Source organism: Helicobacter bilis (assembly GCF_900198365.1).
Lineage (GTDB): Bacteria > Campylobacterota > Campylobacteria > Campylobacterales > Helicobacteraceae > Helicobacter_A > Helicobacter_A bilis_B.
In genome coordinates, this window is the sequence record NZ_FZMS01000032.1 from 13,243 (window position 1) to 28,843 (window position 15,601).

The window sequence follows — 15,601 nt, forward strand, 5'->3', positions numbered from 1 at the left end:
TTTGATTTTTGAGTATCTACCTACAAATATCACACAAGATGCAGAGCGTTTGTGTTTGGTATGCAATGCTTTGCCGATCACACATGTTCTTATCCCATCAAATCCGGTCTCAAAGCCATACCCAGATTCTCTAAGCATTGTCGCTACACTGCGGGACTTAGTAAGACAAACTAAAACGCTAAAGCATATCCATTTTATACCAACAATAAAGACTAGCTTGCATACCGCAGAATCCTTGCAAAGTGCGTTTTTATCACTAGAATACCTGAATATCTCTCATGTAGCAATTATTAGTGGCGATACAACACTATCTCATCCACTCACCACCTATAATGCCCTAGAGATTCTAAAAGATATGCAAAAAAACTCTACTTTTTTAAGACAACTTCAAATCTATTGTGCTTTAGAGTCAAAGATATCATTGCGTAATAGCCATGGATTATGCAAAAAAATTCAATATGGTGTGCAAAATTTCATCACGCAGCCATTTTATCAAACACAAAATATGCAGGAAAATAAACTACAAACGCAGAATAACTTACCTAATGTTTTACCACAGATAACAAAAGATTTTAAAACTTTTCACTCTTTTTATAAGAATCTTATACAAATATACACAAAAAATAATCTAAGCCTTGCTTCATCACAAAACAAAATACAAATATATTGTGGCTTCCTCCCACTCTCTCATGCAAGACAAGCCCACACTATCCATGCTAAAAATCTTGGCATATCTATACCCACTTCCTATATCAACGCAATAGATAGTAACGCAAACGAAGCAAATCGCAATCTTTTTAAAGTTATGCAACAATACAATCTAAGCCTTAGTTATCTATCGTTTAGTGATATAGAAATGCTTTTTTAAGAAGATACCAACAAAAAAAACCATTAGCTTTTCTATAGTGGCGTTTAAACTACAGAAAGCAGAGATTGTGCCACATTTTTTAGATTCTATCATTGTAGAATACAGGTTGTGATCACCTAGCTTTTGTTGGTCTTTTGTGTCTTGTCTATTGGGACTACAACAAAAAATCTTTACCAGATGGTTTTTGCTATGCCCAATATGATTTCAATCTGGAGAACCTACTTCTGTGCATCTTCCACAATGTTAATAATCGTATTTGCTACGCGTCTAGCAGTTTTATCCAAAAACTCAACAGGGGAAGTAAAGCCCACACAAGAGCAGTTAATTTCACCTAGCACATACTTATCCTTACCATTTTCACCAGTATCAAGGATAAAATCCGCCGTCCAAATCAAAGGCAAGTCATAGTTGCCAAGCTTTGTTTTAATCTCTGGCAAGTTAGATAAGAAGTAGCTTACTAACTCATTCCATTGTTCTGGCTTATCATAGCGGTATTTTGCCCCGCTAAAGAGAGTGGCTGAAAAGGCATCTGCCCCTTCAGCTGGTTTTTTATGCACAACATAGATTGGGTCTTTATACAGCATTAGGATTCTAATCTCGCCCTCTTTAATGCGTGGCAAGAAAGTCATATCCACAAGCATACCATTATCGCCTGTCAAATACTTCTCGCAGAAATTCATAAAATCGCCTAGTTTATGCTCTTCTACGTGGTTATCCACCGCTTCTGTGCATCGCACGATGGTATTAAGTGGGACAGAAGAAACTTTACCATATTGACTTTGATCTTTTAGCTGCACACGCCAGATTCCCTCCCCTGTGCTACCGCGATTTTGCTTTAGCACTCTTTCACCCTTTGCTAGAGTTTTTGGGAAGTTTGCCTTAAAGTCGTGTTCTTCTCCTGCTACCCAATTCACACCAATGCGTTTTGCTTCAGCGGGATCATAGTAGGCTAGAGTATCTGTTGGCACAAGCTCTGTATTGCGAAGTTTTGTAAGCGCGTCTTTTGCCCCATAGCCTATCATCGCATCAGGGTGAGGCATACCAATCACACCACTATCACAAAGCTTACGCAACACATCAAAGTAAAGCTTCTCTTCTTTCAAATTGCCCGGATTCACACGCGATACATACGCATCAGCCACACCTTTAACATATTCAAAAATCTCATTTGTTTTCGCAGAATCTTTTAGAATCTCATCTGTGAAAAACACAACTTCCGCACTCCAACCAAGCTTTTTGAGATAGTCCATCATCGGCACAGTGTCTTTTCTGTGTCCATCTCTGCCCTTATCACTGCCGCCTACTGCTTCGAAAAAAACGATATGCCTTTTCATGAATCGCTCCTTAAAAATGAAATTCCGTAATTCTAGCATATTTTCAAGCAAAATGTGCTTTTTATGACTGCTTAGTAACGCTTAGATAGACACTTTTTCAAGCAATCTATAATTTTTTAGGTTTTTTCCACACACCACTGCGGAACACAACATAAAAAATAAATGCCCTAATATACGTTTCAATAAAAATGATAACAAATAGCATATAGATTGAAAAGCCAAAATGTGTGCAAAGCCACATAGGCAAAAGGCGAAATATGGATATGCTAACAATATTAATGAATAAAGGTATCTGTGTGAATCCAGCCCCGCGTAACGCCCCATCATACACAAAAGATAGGATTAATGGAATCTGTGATAAACCAACGGCGATAAGATAATATATAGAGATTTCTATCCCAAGTATATCATCGCGTATGAAAATCGCTGATAAAGGCTTTGCAAAGATTACTAAAAGAAGTCCGCAAATTCCTAGCATAATGCTTGATAAAATCGCACAAAGCTTTGTGTATTCGCTAGCCCTTATATAGTTTTTTGCTCCGATACTTTGCCCCATAAGACTCATAATCGCTACCATAAAACCAAAGCCCGGTACAAATGAAAAGCCCTCAATGGTAGTCCCAGCTTGGAATCCAGACATAGCACTATCTTTATAAATTGCTGCATAAGAGCCAACAAAAATTAGCACAACATTGAGTGAAGCAATGGTGAAAATACGCTCTAATCCCGTTGGAATGCCAACTTTAAAAGCATTGAGTAAAAAAGTCTTATTAAAATATAGCGAAAAAGAAAGCTTTGTTTGGACAAATTTTGGCAATAATAATAAAATAAACATTTCAAGATATGAGATAAAAAGGCTCACATAAGCAGCACCAATAAGCCCTAAAGATGGGAAACCAAATCGCCCCTCAATAAGCAAATAATAGCCGAGCATACTAAGAAGTGTTAAAAAAATCTTAATAAAAAATGGTCGCCTTGTATCACCGGTCGCGGCAAAACCAGAGATAAGCACATTTTTAATAATAATAGAAGGCAGGGCAAAAATGGTTAAAGAAACATAGCTATATGTAAGAGTGTATAACTCATTACTTAGATTAAAAAGATTGAGATAATAAGGGATTCCAAGATAGATTAGATAAAGCATGGGAAGCGATATAAAGCAAGCACTAAGTATGATTGTAGCATACACCCTATTCATCTCTACATAGTTTTTTGCACCAAAACGCCTTGACATTAACACATTTGTGCCAATGCCAAAAATCGCACTAATAGGATAAAAAACAATAATATATTTTGCTCCCGTGTTTAAAGCGGTAAAATGCAGTGAAGAGATACCGCCTAAATAAAAAAGGGCTAAAGATACACTAAGCATATCAAGACCAGACTGCAAACCGCTAGGAATGGCGATATTTAGAATCCGCTTTATCTGAATCTTTTTTGTCCGCCCTAAGCTAAACATATAATACCCTTATATGATTTAAGCTTCATTCATACCATTTAAGAATTCATCATTATTCTTTGTGCCAGCAAGCTTTGAGTAAAGAAAATTGAGTGCTTCAATATCGTCCATTTGACTGATAACATTTCTTAGCATCCATACCTTACGCAGCTTTTCATCACCAAGCAGTAAGTCATCTTTTCTTGTGCCAGATTTTAGGATGTCAAATGCAGGATAGATTCTACGATCAGCAATACTTCGTGCTAATACGATTTCAGCATTACCTGTGCCTTTAAACTCTTCAAAAATGACTTCATCCATTCTAGAGCCTGTCTCAATGAGTGCAGTAGCAATGATGGTTAAGCTGCCACCATGCTCAATATTTCTTGCCGCACCAAAAAATCTTTTGGGTTTATGCAGTGCATTTGCATCAACACCACCACTTAAAACCTTACCGCTTGAAGGCGTTGTGGCATTATAAGCGCGTGCTAAACGAGTGATAGAATCTAGCAAGATAACAACATCTTTGCCAACTTCAATGCGTCTTTTGGCTCTCTCTAGCACGAGTTCTGCTACGCGTATATGATTTGTCGATGGTAAGTCAAAAGTGCTTGAAAACACTTGCCCTTTTACACTTCGCTCCATATCTGTTACTTCTTCTGGTCGCTCATCAATGAGTAAAACCATGAGTTCTACTTCGGGGTGATTCTCACTTATGCCATGTGCTAATTCTTTCATGAGTTCTGTTTTACCCGTTCTTGGTGGTGCTACGATTAATGCCCTTTGTCCTTTACCAATGGGGCTAAAAAGATCTAGCATTCTGCCAGTGATTTTTTGCCTGTTGTATTCAAGCTTTAGTTGCTCTGCGGGGAAAAGCGGGGTTAGATTCTCAAATAATGGACGATTTTTAATCTCTTCTAGTCCTAAGTAATTTACCGCTTCAATCTTTAAAAGCGCATAATATCTCTCTTGGTCTTTTGGCGGACGCACCTGCCCTGTGATAATATCCCCATTACGCAAAGCAAATCGCTGAATCTGACTTTGTGAGACATAGGTATCATGCTGTGTATCAGAAAACTTCTCATCAATTGAGCGTAAAAAGCCATAGCCCTCACTTGTAATCTCTAAAATACCAGAGATAAGAATGAAGCCGCCTTGACTGACTTGATTTTTTAGAATCTCAAAAATTAAGTCTTGCCTTAAAAGGTCTTGTGGATTTTGGACTCCAAGCGTTTTTGCAATCTCTAGTAATTTTTGCAAAGGTGTAATCCGCAAATCCTCCATCTTAAAGCCCTCAACTGGCGTGTGAGTCCTTTTTCCCATATCTTTGCCTTTGTTTTTTTCGTCATAGTCATTTTTTGATTCTCTATCATATCTATCTTGACGCGTGTTTTCATAACGCGTTGTCTTTGTGCCTTTATATGATGGCTTTTTTGTTTTTACTGCCTCATCTTTTTGATAATGCTCATTTGACATTACATGCCTCCAAAATGTTGTTAAATAGAATGCTATTAAGCGTAAAATACAAAATCATAGTGTTCCTTTAAGTATTTAAAAGCGATTCCATAGTTTATAGATTGCTCTTTTGTAATCAACATATTATAAAAAAGCAATCTATAAAATAAATGTGGTATAAAAATATTCGGGGACTTTACCTATTTAGATTCTAAAACCTATAAAGAAAGTTTAAAAGATTCTAAAGATTCTAGAATCTAGTTTAGAATCTAACAAGTAAAAAAGTGTATTTGCTCCAAAACTAAATCAAACTATTTTATTTTCTCAACAAGACTAGCAAATGCACTTGGATTGCTATATGCCATATCTGCAAGTATCTTTCTATCAAGCTCAATGTTTGCCTTTTTCAATGCAAACATAAACTTTGAATAACTCATACCATGCAGACGACACGCCGCATTAATACGCACAATCCACAACTTTCTAAAGTCTCTTTTCTTTTGCTTTCTATCTCTAAAAGCATAGCACATACTTCTTTCAAGTTGTTCTTTTGCTTTTCTAAAATGCTTACGTCTACCGCTATAAAAGCCACGCGCAAGTTTTAGAATCTTTTTATGTCTTCGTCTTCTTACAATACCTGTTTTAACTCTCATGGTTTCTCCTGTAACTTTACCTTAAATATTAAGGTGCAAACATGTTGTTTAAACTTTCCCTTATCTCTCTTCAATCTTTAAGGACTAAATAGAATCTAAGGGGACAATCCTTTATCCATAAATGGATACACATAGCATACTTAAATAAGTAGCCAACCTAACTCATACACAATAAACTTTTGACAGAATCTAAGTTTGTGTCATGCACATAATGTGGCGAATTGAGTCTTGCTTTGCGTTTTGGCGACTTTTTTGTCAAAATATGGCTTTTAAAAGCACTGCCTCTTTTGACTGCATTTTTTTTCACCTTGAAACGCTTTGCAGCACCACGATTAGTCTTCATCTTTGGCATTATTTCTCCTTTCGTAAAATAAAGCTAGAATTGTAGCATAAAAATCTAGCTTTTTGGCTTATTGTTTGGCATCATTAAGATACTTGCGTATTTTCCCTCGATTTTTGCCTCTTTGTCAGCATGGGCTATATCATCTACCATAGCAATGACTCGCTTTAGCATTTCAAAGCCACCTGCTGGATTTTGCATCTCTCTGCCACGCAGATAAACGCGGAATTTTACATGCTTACCCTCTTCAAAAAACTCTCTAGCATGTTTCACTTTGTAATTTATATCATTTTGGGCAATTTGGGTTGATAGCTTGATTTCTTTAACTTCAACTTGCTTTTGCTTCTTTTTTGCTTCTTTTTGCTTCTTTTCTAATTGATAGCGATACTTGCCATATTCTACTATTTTGCAAACAGGTGGTTTTGCATTTGGCGATATACACACTAAGTCAAGCCCCTCATTATAAGCAAGATTCTGTGCTTCTTTTGCACTCATAATACCTAGCTGCTCACCATCTTCGCTAATGCACCTTACTTCATCAAAGCGAATTTTTCCATTTACTAATGTTTCTTCTTTACTCAAAAGCTAACCTCTCTATGTAGATTTGAAGTTTTTTCTAAGAATTCTTGCATACTCATTTCATACTGCATATTTTCTCCAGAATCCATCTTCATGCGTCTATCGCGTATAGATACACTATTATTGCCAAGCTCTTTATCGCCAATAAGTGCAATCATAGGCACTTTTTGCTTCTCTGCTGTGCGTATTTTCTTATTGAGCGATTCATTTTTAAGGCTTAACTCTGCATAAATACCCCGCAATCGTAACTCATTCTGCAAATTCTGTGCCATACTTACATGTGCTTCATTAATGGGGATAATAATCACCTGCGTTGGGGCAATGAAAAATGGAAATTCTCCGCCAAAATGCTCTGTTAAAATCGCTACAAACCGCTCAAAGCTACCTAAAATCGCCCTATGAATCATAACAGGCATAGCATGTTCGTTATTCTCATCAATATAGCTTAGATTGAATCTCTCTGGTAAATTCATATCAATTTGTATTGTGCCACACTGCCATTTTCTACCTATTGCATCAGTGATTTTTATATCAATCTTTGGTCCATAAAATGCACCACCACCTTCATCTACTTGATAGCTAATATTATTACTTGCAAGAGCATTTTGCAGGGCTAAAGTAGCACTCTCCCACACAGAATCTTCGCCGATTGATTGCTCTGGTCTAGTGGATAGCTCCATTTCATAGCTAAATCCAAAGGCATTCATAATCTTATGCGTAAAACGCAAGATATTATTCACTTCATTTTCTATTTGTTCAGGGCGACAAAAGATATGTGCATCATCTTGTGTAAATTCTCTCACACGAAGCAATCCGTGCAAAACGCCACTCTTTTCATGCCTATGCACCACGCCATATTCATAGAATCTTAATGGCAATTCCCTATAACTTCTAATGCTATTTTGATACACCTTTATATGCCCTACGCAATTCATAGGTTTAATGCCATATTCCACTTCATCAATGGTAGTAAAATACATATTTTCTTTATAATGCGTATAATGCCCGCTAATCTTCCATACATCACTTTTTAGAATCTCAGGACATCTTACAGGTTCATACTCATTGAGTATTAAAGCTCTTGTTAAAAGCTCTTCTATGCGTCTTCTAAGCCTTGCACCCTTTGGTAACCATATTGGCAGGCCAGCCCCCACATCTTCTTCAAATGTGAAAAGCTCCATTTCTACACCAAGCTTTCTATGATCCCTTTTCTTTGCTTCTTCTAGTTGAAAAAGATATTGTTTTAGATTCTCTTTCTCTGCAAAGGCAATGCCATAAATCCTTGTTAAAACTTCAGAATCTTCGTTTCCACCCAAATACGCCCCAGAAATCTTTGTAAGCTTAAAAGCTTGTAGCAACTCTAAATGCGGTAAATGCGGACCACGACATAAATCCTCAAAATCCCCTTGCTGATATATGCTAAAATCATCGCCTTCTATCTTACTCATTACCGCTTGTTTTAACTCATCTCCACTGAAACGCTCTATTGCTTCCTTGCGACTTAAATGAATTTTTGTGAGTTTATGCCCCTTTTTTGCGATCTCTTTCATCTTGCTTTCTATTGTAGCTAAGTCATCAACCCCGATTTTAGAATCCACCTTAAAATCATAGTAAAACCCCTCATCTACAACAGGACCGACAAAAAACTTTGCCTCTGGATAAAGGGCTTTAATCGCTTCAGCAAGTAAATGCGCACAAGTATGACGGATAATTTCATGTGCGTTTGGTGTGTCAGCAAAATAGATAGGTTCAAGTGATTGTGTATTGAGATTGTTTTCTGCTGCTGTCTGTGTGTCAATAATGCTATCATTATGTATATAGCCAATAATTTGTTGCAATGTCTGTATTCCTTAATATTCAGTTAATGTATTGTGCTTTACAATACACAAAAAATCTAGTAATTATACAAATGATAACTGAATCTATGCTTAAAATTTGATGAATAGCTACGTGTAATGTAGGCAAATATAAGCATGTGTGGGGCTTTTCTAGCAACTACGCTTTTAGCATTGTAGCTCTAGTCATCTTTAAACACCGCTGAAAAACCGCCAATTTTGTAATTCCATTTAGATTCTATAAACCACTTTGTCATATTAGCAATATATCCGCTTACTTCTTTTGTGCCAATGACACCTATTGCATATCCAGCACCAATAGAGCAAATACTTCCACGCAAAATAAATTCAAATTGTGGGATAAGCTCTTTTTGTAACACTTCCCCTTTTTGTTCTGCATACAAAAGTGTTTCTAGTGTTTGTGCTAGATATTCGCCTTGCTGCTGTGCTAATTGTGCTGTTGGCGGATAGAATCTACCCGTCTTTTCATCTTTTAATGCCGCACAATCTCCAAGCACAAAGATATTATTCATTTCATTTTCTTGATTTATGGGCTGCAAGTGAGAATCTACCTCAACTTTGCTTCTCCCACTTTTAAAAAAGCTAGAGTTTGCTATAACTTCATTGCCCTTTACTCCTGCTGTCCAAATGATAGTATTTGCGAGAATCTCTTCGTTTTTACCATCTCTCTCAATCACAACAGCCCCCATTTTACATTCAAGAATCTTTGAGCTTGTAAGGACTATAATGCCTAATTCTTTAATCTTTGTTAAGCCAAGCTGCATGAGATTTTCACTAAACATAGGCAAAATCTTTGGCATTGCTTCAATACAATAGATTTTAACAAGACTAAAATCAATGCCCCGCGTTTCGCATTGCTTTTTTATTTCTTGTGCAAAAGAGCCGGCAAACTCAATGCCAGTGAAGCCACCACCGCACACAACAAATGCTAGATTCTTAGAATCTTTATCATTTATGTAGGCTTGCAGTTTCTCTTCAATATTTTTATAAATATTTTTTGCACTATCATAGCTGACTATGCTTTGTGTATATACGCCAACTCCGGGTATCCCAAAGCTATCAGAGCTAAATCCAAGCCCAACAACTAGATAATCATACTCATATTCAGCATTTTTGCATTTTACACTTTTAGAATCTATTGATACAACGCTATCTTGTATAAGATTTACTCTCTCATCAAGAATCTCTTGCAAAGGAAATAGCACGCTTTTATCATGCTTACCACTTGCGACATCATGCAGGGCGATTGTCTTATAATGATAAGAGGTGTTATTAATAAGGCTAAATTCTGCTTGAGAGAATACACCTCTGTTTATCGTTGTAAGTAAAGCAATGTTGCCATAACCAGCACCAAGCATTAAAACTTTTTTCATCTCTATGTCCTTTTAAGTAATAAAAAATCATTGTAACGGACAGAGTTTAACAAGCATATAAAATTCTAGCATTTTACTCACTAAATTGCTTTAAAAATTTCTTTAGATTCTTTGCGGCTTGTCTGATACGCTTTTCATTCTCAATTAATGCGATACGCACATAACCTTCCCCTGCTTTGCCAAACCCAGCCCCCGGACTTACTGCAATCTTTGCTTCAACTAAAAGTCTTTTTGCAAACTCTAAACTGCCTAAATGACTACATTGCTCTGGAATCTTCGCCCAAATAAACATACTAGCCTGTGGTTTTTGCAATTCCCACCCTGCTTTTTTAAAGCTTTCAATCATAACTTCCATTCGCTTTTCATAAGTTTTTCTAATCTTTATGACATCATCATCACATTTATTTAAAGCGATTGTAGCAGCAACTTGAATGGGCGTATAGATTCCATAATCAATCCAGCCTTTAATCTTTTGCAAGGCTTCAATAATCTTTTTGTTTCCTGCTACAAAGCCTATACGCCAACCCGCCATATTATAGCTTTTACTTAGAGTGTAAGTCTCCACTGCAACATCTTTTGCACCTTTGACTTCAAAAATGCTAGGTGTTTTAAAGTCGCCAAAGTAAAGCTCTGCATACGCAATATCACTAATAATATAGAATCTCTCTTTTTTTGCTAGTTTTACAAGCTTTTCATAGAATCCTTTTTTTACAATCGTTGTTGTGGGATTATGTGGAAAATTTACAACTACAAACTTTGGCTTTGGGAAACTCTCATAAAGTGCCTTTTGTAAAGATTCAAAAAATGCCTTTTCATCAAGCTCATAGTAATCGTTATAAGTGATTCCAAAAGTGCTAACATTCGCACCATTTATAATAAAGGCATGATAGTGTATAGGATACGCAGGCTCTGGCACAATCGCACAATCACCAACATTAGTAATCGCTTGGACGAGATGCACAAATCCCTCCTTACTTCCCATGCCAACGCATACTTCAAGGTTTGGATCAAGATCTACATTAAACCGCCTTTTATACCACTCACAAAGCGCTAGCCTTAGTTTATAGATACCTTTGCTGACAGAATAGCCTTGATTCTTCGGCTTTTTCGCACTTTCACAAAGCTTATCTATAACTACTTTTGGTGGCATACCATCAGGATTCCCCATAGAAAAGTCAATGACATCTTCATTGTTATGCCGCATTTGCATTTTTATTTCATTTATCGCACTGAAAAGATATTTTGGCAAACGATTAATTTTTCCAAATTGTATTTCATCAAACATGGCTTACTCCTACAATATATTGTAAATATTGTAGCGTTTTGTTAGCTTTAGTGCAAGTTTTAGAATCTATTTTTATAAAATTTTCTATACAGAAACTCTACAAAGTATTAAAGTTTTGAAATCTTTATATATTTACCCCTTACTCCCAACTTTCATATATACGCGATTGACGCACTCCCTCATATAGCACTGCCCCAGCACTTGTAGCAAGATTAATACTACGCACTCCTTTTTGCATGGGAATCTTATAGACTTGATTTTTAAAAGATTCTAAAATGTGTAGGGGAAGTCCTGCATCTTCTCTACCAAAATATAGAAATGCTCCATGTTTTAAATCCGCATGAAAATATAGCTTTTTTGCCTTTGTGCTAAAGAAAAAATGCGTAGAATCTGGTGTATATGTTTGCCAAAAAGATTCTAAATTCGCCCATTCATACACTTCTAGGCACTGCCAATAATCAAGCCCCGCGCGTTTTAAGTCCTTTTCTTTTGTGCTAAATCCTAAAGGGTGGATTAAATGCAGCACGGCATTTGCTGCGACACAAAGTCTGCCTATATTGCCTGTATTTTGTGGAATCTGTGGTTCTACAAGCACGATGTGAAATAAAGATTGCATAACTATCCTAAATATATTAAAAATGTGAGATGTATTTTACATTATTTGTGAATGAAAGGCAATTTATTTTTTTATTGCTAAGCCTTAAAGATTTTTCGATAAAGTGTAGCATTTTTATTAAGAGAGGATAAGACATGAAACGCGTATTGGTCCCATTAGCACAAGGTTTTGAAGAGGCTGAATTTATAGGCATTGTTGATGTATTGCGAAGGGCTGGAGTGGAAGTTTTGGTCGCTGGATTAGAATCTAGTGGTAATGTTAAGGGTGCAAATGGCATTGAGATAAAAGCAGAAGTAGCACTATCTAGCATAGATATAAACTCACTTGATGGCATAGCTCTTGCAGGTGGTTTCGAAGGTATGCAGAATCTATCCAATAATGCTAAGATTCTAGAAATCATACAAAGGTTACATAAAGATAAAAAGATTGTGGCAGCCATCTGTGCTTCACCAATTGTATTGAATAAAGCAGGTGTATTATCAAGTGAATTTACTTGCTATCCGGGTTGTGAAGAGGGCATAAATGCAAAAAGGCTGAATGAAGCAGTGGTAATAAGAGATAATGTCATCACTTCTGCTGGTCCTGCAACTGCTATTTTATTTGGTCTTGCTATTACAAAAGCCTTAATGGGCGAAGATGTGTATAAAGGCTTATATGAAGGATTGCAAGTGCCTTTAACAAGGGCTTAGAGTTACGGAATCTCAAACTAAGTAGATAATATGACAAGAGCAATGCTTGATAAGTTTTTGCTTAGTGGAGTGCCACGGGCAATTTTGCTATATGGCGATAGTGATTTTTTGATTTCATATTATTCTAATATGATTCTAAAAAAGCTAAACAGCGAATGTCGGCGTATGTATTTTGAGGAATACGATCATCAAGAAGTGTTAAATTGTCTGGGTGTAAATAGCCTTTTTGGCGGGGTAAATATTCTCGCCTTAAAGCTTTATGCAACATTAAATAAAAAGCAAATGCAAGATATACTCTATATGCTAGAACATAATGCTAATAGCTTTTTAATTGTGGAATTTTTGAAATCGCCAACAATCACAGACGCAGAATATGCAAAAAGATTCAAAGCTATGGCGGCACTTTTTAAGCCGACTGCAAAGCTAAAAGATATATTTGAAGTAAGGCTTTATCCGCCATTTCGCGATGATATGGTAAAGATTCTATACAATCGGGCGTGTGAGCTTGGATTAAAGGTAGATTCTTCATTGCTTAACTTCTTGCTTGATGTGCAGCATGATGATTTAGCTATCGCGCATAATGAGCTTACTAAATTTATCTATTATGAGACAATCACACCGCAGTTGATAGAAGAGTTAAGTTATAGTCTCGGTGATGTAAAGTTAGAATCTTTGCTTAATTGCTTATTTGATAAACAAGGGCATTTGGGCTTAACACTTCAAACATTGCATGATGAGGGCATGGATAATATGGAGCTTTTGCGTGAGATTACACGATATTTTTATATTCTTTTTAAACTTTATGGACATTCAAAAACGCATGGCAATATGGATTCTAAAGAAGTGCTAGGCTATAAAGCCCCGCCACAGCTTTTTAATATATGGCAAAGGCGAAGCCTCAAAATCACAACAGAAAAATATCTCATGCTTTTTGACATTATAAATACATGGCGTGTGCAACAACTACAAGGAAAAGATGTAGTTATGCAACATTTAATAGCAATTCAGCAAATTTTATGATATAATCCCATTTCCAAAAAAAACCTTGCTCCAAGCATACTATGTTTGGGGCGGAAGCCATAAGGAGAATGTATGCGTCATTATGAAACGGCGTTTATTTTAAAACCGACACTTGTCGAAGAGGAAATTAAGGCAAAGATAGACTTTTTTAAAGAAGTTATCTTAAAAAATGGTGGTCATATTGAGACTTGTTTGGATATGGGTATGCGTAATCTAGCATATCAAATAAAGAAGAATAACAGGGGTTACTACTTTTGCATTTACTTTAAAGCGGATCCAACTTTGATTGCAGAGCTTGAGCGGTTGTATGGCATTAATGAAGAGGTATTGCGATTTATTGTCATTAAATATGAGAGCAAGAAAGAGCAAGAAGCATGGAAAACGCTTGTTGAGAGAGCAAAGAAGCCAGAAAAGCCTAGAACTCTCAAAAAAGATGAAGATAGGATAGAGAGAACACCTAAAAAAGAGAATGTCCAAAACGAAGAGCAATCTTCTCAGGCAGGACTTTAAGGTATAGGTAAGGCTTGTTGTTATGTTTAATAAGGTGATTATGGTGGGCAATCTCACAAGAGATGTTGAGCTGCGTTATCTTAACACAGGGTCTGCACTTGCAACATTTGGATTAGCTTCTAATCGCAGATACAAGAAAGCCGATGGTATGCAGGTTGATGATACTTGCTTTGTTGATGTAACACTTTTTGGACGCACCGCAGAAGTGGCTAATCAGTATCTAAGAAAAGGTTCTAAGGTGCTTATAGAAGGTCGCCTTAACTTTGAAACATGGACCGATCAGCAAGGTGGAAAAAGAAGTAAGCATACAATCATTGCGGAAAGTATGCAAATGCTTGACACAAAGCAACAAGGCGAGTATGGGCAGAATGCTTATGGGCAGACAAATAGCTATGCAAATGGTTATGGTAGCAACTATGATTCTAACTATAATCAACAGCAAAACTATCAGTCGCAGTCCTACGACGGAAATGTTGGCAATCCGTATTCACAAAACACGCAGCAACATAACAATATGGGAATGCAAGGTGGCAATGTAGAACCGCCAGTCATTAATGTTGATGACGAAGAGATTCCATTTTAAATGTTGAGAAATTTTATACGAAAGGAAACACATGGAAAGAAAAAAATATTCAAAAAGGTATTGTAAATATACAGAGGCAAAGATTGATTTTATTGATTATAAGGATGTTGAGCTTTTAAAGCATTCACTTTCAGAGCGTTATAAAATCATGCCTCGTCGTCTTACAGGAAACTCTAAAAAATGGCAAGAAAGAGTTGAGGTAGCTATCAAAAGAGCAAGACACATGGCACTTATACCTTATGTTGTAGATAGAAAAAAAGTTGTTGAGAATCCTTTTAAATTGTAGTTTAGATTCAGCACATTTATTTAGAGCTTATCTATTAATTATAGTATATTCTAATATCGCTTCACTAAAGTTAAACTCGCTACATGAGAAGTAGTAATTGCAGTTTATACTTTGTTAAAAGCATTTCTTCTCTTTTTCTTGTTTTTATGTTACTCCATAGTATCAAGCTATATTTTTGGAATGTATGTCGTAGGCCACAACGGACTGCCTAAAGTGTTTTATCATGGCACAAGAGAAAGCATAGGCAATAAAGAAATACTCACCCCAAAGCATACAGATGATACAGGGCAAAACTATCCTGCTAGATTTTTCTCTAGCTCTCATAATGTTGCCCTAAGCTATACAAAAGAATTACCAAATAGTGATAATGGAATCTATAAAGTATTCTTAAATGCTAAAAATCCTTTAGTTATAGACTTTCAAGGCAAAGACTTTGTGGATAGGAAGTGAATTAGCAGATAAGATTTATACAGGGGAACAATACTTTGATATAGTTATAAGAAAAGTATTAGATGAAGCTAAAGAGAGCGGAAAGCCATTTGATAGCGTTATTTATAAGAATGTGCATGATGAGAGATATGGCAGAAGCAAGGAAGTAAGTGATACCATAGCTATATTTAATTCTAATCAAATAAAGCATATTGACAATAAAGGAAGCTATACAGATACAAAAGGCAATATCACTAAGACTAAACCAAAAAATAAAGAATCTACAC

The 15,601-nt window shown here is 36.3% G+C and carries 18 protein-coding genes; 8 read left to right on the forward strand and 10 right to left on the reverse strand.

The features are described from left to right. Position 1 precedes the first annotated feature (1 nt). A complete protein-coding gene (locus C6H08_RS05090) occupies positions 2-868 on the forward strand; it encodes a hypothetical protein (protein WP_034562389.1) in 867 nt (288 codons plus the stop codon). A gap of 218 nt (positions 869-1,086) precedes the next feature. Here the strand turns inward: C6H08_RS05090 and C6H08_RS05095 are convergent, their stop codons facing one another. From C6H08_RS05095 to C6H08_RS05140, 10 genes are all read right to left on the reverse strand, one after another. Further along, entirely contained in the window at positions 1,087-2,202 is a 1,116-nt protein-coding gene (locus tag C6H08_RS05095; RefSeq protein WP_034562388.1) for a Cj0069 family protein, read from the reverse strand. A 106-nt stretch (positions 2,203-2,308) separates the two neighbouring features. After that, positions 2,309-3,661, reverse strand: a complete 1,353-nt coding sequence (locus C6H08_RS05100; RefSeq protein WP_034562387.1) for an MATE family efflux transporter — start codon at positions 3,659-3,661, stop codon at positions 2,309-2,311. Between the two features lie 18 nt (positions 3,662-3,679). After that, a complete protein-coding gene (gene rho, locus C6H08_RS05105) occupies positions 3,680-4,963 on the reverse strand; it encodes a transcription termination factor Rho (protein WP_027338332.1) in 1,284 nt (427 codons plus the stop codon). A 443-nt stretch (positions 4,964-5,406) separates the two neighbouring features. Then, positions 5,407-5,748 (reverse strand): 50S ribosomal protein L20, encoded by a 342-nt coding sequence (rplT, locus tag C6H08_RS05110; protein WP_004087738.1) that lies wholly within the window; start codon positions 5,746-5,748, stop codon positions 5,407-5,409. Positions 5,749-5,905: 157 nt separating this feature from the next. Further along, positions 5,906-6,100, reverse strand: coding sequence for a 50S ribosomal protein L35 (gene rpmI, locus C6H08_RS05115; RefSeq protein WP_004087740.1), 195 nt, complete (start codon positions 6,098-6,100; stop codon positions 5,906-5,908). Positions 6,101-6,145: 45 nt separating this feature from the next. Next, positions 6,146-6,670, reverse strand: a complete 525-nt coding sequence (gene infC, locus C6H08_RS05120; RefSeq protein WP_004087741.1) for a translation initiation factor IF-3 — start codon at positions 6,668-6,670, stop codon at positions 6,146-6,148. After that, positions 6,667-8,505 carry a threonine--tRNA ligase gene (thrS, locus tag C6H08_RS05125; protein ID WP_034580241.1) on the reverse strand — a complete coding sequence of 613 codons (1,839 nt, stop codon included), beginning with the start codon at positions 8,503-8,505 and terminating at the stop codon, positions 6,667-6,669. Before thrS ends, infC begins: the two co-directional genes overlap by 4 nt. 179 nt (positions 8,506-8,684) lie before the next feature. After that, the gene (locus C6H08_RS05130; RefSeq protein ID WP_034580244.1) at positions 8,685-9,896 is read right to left on the reverse strand and encodes an NAD(P)/FAD-dependent oxidoreductase; all 1,212 of its coding nucleotides are present in this window, start codon (positions 9,894-9,896) and stop codon (positions 8,685-8,687) included. Positions 9,897-9,969: 73 nt separating this feature from the next. Beyond that, entirely contained in the window at positions 9,970-11,181 is a 1,212-nt protein-coding gene (locus C6H08_RS05135) for an LL-diaminopimelate aminotransferase (RefSeq protein ID WP_034565060.1), read from the reverse strand. A 139-nt stretch (positions 11,182-11,320) separates the two neighbouring features. Continuing rightward, entirely contained in the window at positions 11,321-11,797 is a 477-nt protein-coding gene (locus C6H08_RS05140; RefSeq protein WP_034580246.1) for a tRNA (cytidine(34)-2'-O)-methyltransferase, read from the reverse strand. Between the two features lie 134 nt (positions 11,798-11,931). Between C6H08_RS05140 and C6H08_RS05145 the strand changes: the two genes are divergently transcribed. From C6H08_RS05145 to C6H08_RS05175, 7 genes are all read left to right on the forward strand, one after another. Further along, positions 11,932-12,486: a DJ-1 family glyoxalase III gene (locus C6H08_RS05145; protein ID WP_034580248.1), complete on the forward strand. Its 555-nt coding sequence runs from the start codon at positions 11,932-11,934 to the stop codon at positions 12,484-12,486. A 30-nt stretch (positions 12,487-12,516) separates the two neighbouring features. Next, entirely contained in the window at positions 12,517-13,506 is a 990-nt protein-coding gene (locus C6H08_RS05150; protein ID WP_034565065.1) for a DNA polymerase III subunit delta, read from the forward strand. 72 nt (positions 13,507-13,578) lie between these two features. Continuing rightward, positions 13,579-14,016 carry a 30S ribosomal protein S6 gene (rpsF, locus tag C6H08_RS05155; protein ID WP_034580249.1) on the forward strand — a complete coding sequence of 146 codons (438 nt, stop codon included), beginning with the start codon at positions 13,579-13,581 and terminating at the stop codon, positions 14,014-14,016. Positions 14,017-14,038: 22 nt separating this feature from the next. Then, positions 14,039-14,599 (forward strand): single-stranded DNA-binding protein, encoded by a 561-nt coding sequence (locus tag C6H08_RS05160; protein ID WP_034565068.1) that lies wholly within the window; start codon positions 14,039-14,041, stop codon positions 14,597-14,599. A gap of 31 nt (positions 14,600-14,630) precedes the next feature. Further along, positions 14,631-14,885 (forward strand): 30S ribosomal protein S18, encoded by a 255-nt coding sequence (rpsR, locus tag C6H08_RS05165; protein ID WP_004087751.1) that lies wholly within the window; start codon positions 14,631-14,633, stop codon positions 14,883-14,885. Between the two features lie 138 nt (positions 14,886-15,023). After that, positions 15,024-15,335: an ADP-ribosyltransferase-containing protein gene (locus tag C6H08_RS05170; RefSeq protein ID WP_138196220.1), complete on the forward strand. Its 312-nt coding sequence runs from the start codon at positions 15,024-15,026 to the stop codon at positions 15,333-15,335. Beyond that, positions 15,319-15,601, forward strand: a 283-nt coding sequence (locus C6H08_RS05175) for a hypothetical protein (protein WP_158656812.1), incomplete at its 3' end; no start/stop codon positions are given. The genes C6H08_RS05170 and C6H08_RS05175, both read left to right, overlap by 17 nt.